Source organism: Thermolongibacillus altinsuensis (assembly GCF_004341205.1).
In the GTDB taxonomy this organism is placed as follows: Bacteria; Bacillota; Bacilli; order Bacillales; family Anoxybacillaceae; genus Thermolongibacillus; species Thermolongibacillus altinsuensis.
Map to the genome: position 1 here is coordinate 1 of NZ_SLUL01000039.1, position 1,436 is coordinate 1,436.

The following is a 1,436-nucleotide window of genomic DNA, read 5'->3' on the forward strand; positions in this document are numbered from 1 at the left end:
TGGACATATCCCTGTCAAGTAGACAGTGTTTAAAAAGACCCTCTCATCAGCTTCATCAATCATAGTTGATTGGGCTTTGTCAGTGTCAAGGAAATCACTTGACACTGACAGCCCATCAACTAATTGGTAGACAAGCTGATGGAGGAGCTATTCTAGTCATCCGTGATTCCTTGTGTTATGCACATACCTTCTTTCTGTATTGTACAGGGCTAAGATATGTGAGTTTCTTTTGAATGCGCCTATTATTATAAAACTCGATATATTTATGAACAGCTGCTTCTAGGTCATCCATGGAGTGAAATTCCCCAAGATATATACATTCTGTTTTTAGATGGCTAAAAAAGTTTTCTATACAAGCATTGTCTAAACAGTTTGCTTTTCTGGACATACTTGGAATGATACCATGTTGCTGAAGAGCTGCGTGGTACTCATGGGATGTGTACTGGAACCCTTGGTCACTGTGTAAAATGGTTCCATTCACATCTCGTTTTTTTATTGCTTCGTCTAAGGTATCAAGAACTAGCTGAACATCATTTCTTTTACTGATTCGATACGAAATAATTTCTCTGTTAAAGAGATCGTATATAACGGATAAGTATAGACGCTGGTTGTTTAAAAGGAGATAGGTAATATCTGTTACCCATTTCTCATTTGGTTTACTCGCTGTAAATTGTCTATTTAATACGTTCGGTACCGTAATTCTTTCCGAACCTTTTCTATACACTTGCTTTTTTCTACGAATTTTCGCCTGAAGATTCATCTGCTTCATGAAACGATAAATACATTTGTGATTGATTCTCCACCCGTACTCCCGCAAAATGTATGCCTTTACTCTTGGATAACCATAGGTTCCATTGGATACTTCATAGGCTTCCACGATCAAATTCATGATGTCCTGATTTCTTAAATCTCTCACTGTGGTTACATTTCTTCGTTTCAGCCACTTATAATAACCGCTTCTTGAAACACATGCTATCTTACATAACAAAGAAATAGGATAAGAACAACTAAGATCATGGATGATGGAATAGAAGACGGTTTTGTCTCTGGTTTTCACCTCCTTTTCAAAGCAATAAACTTTTTTAAGAATTCATTTTCTGCTTTGAGTTTTCGATTTTCTTCTTCTACGGTTAGTGGTTTCTTTCTAGGCCGTCCCCGTTTAGAGGAAATGGTTTTTCCTCTACGTTCTTTTAATCCTTCTTCTCCATACTGTTGATAGTTCTTTACCCAAATACGTACCCTTTTAGGATCTTTTATTCCCATTCTCTTGGCCACTTTTCGATAGCCTAATTGTTCATTCAAATACATCATGACTGTACGTAATTTAAATTCAAAACTATAGCTTTTGTATTTTGCATTTGATTTATCCAAAAAAATCCCTCCTGTATAGCAGTGTGTCCTTTTTCTACACTGTCTACACAAGAGGGATAATATCA

Annotated in this window: 2 protein-coding genes; both read right to left on the bottom strand. The window is 36.4% G+C overall.

Features of this window, described 5'->3' with window-relative positions:
* Positions 1-175 precede the first annotated feature (175 nt).
* Positions 176-1,057, bottom strand: coding sequence for an IS3 family transposase (locus EDD69_RS15145; RefSeq protein ID WP_165871817.1), 882 nt, complete (start codon positions 1,055-1,057; stop codon positions 176-178).
* Complete coding sequence (locus EDD69_RS15150; protein WP_221198350.1) at positions 1,054-1,371, bottom strand: transposase; 318 nt, start codon at positions 1,369-1,371, stop codon at positions 1,054-1,056. The genes EDD69_RS15145 and EDD69_RS15150 overlap by 4 nt, the downstream gene beginning before the upstream one ends.
* Positions 1,372-1,436 lie beyond the last annotated feature (65 nt).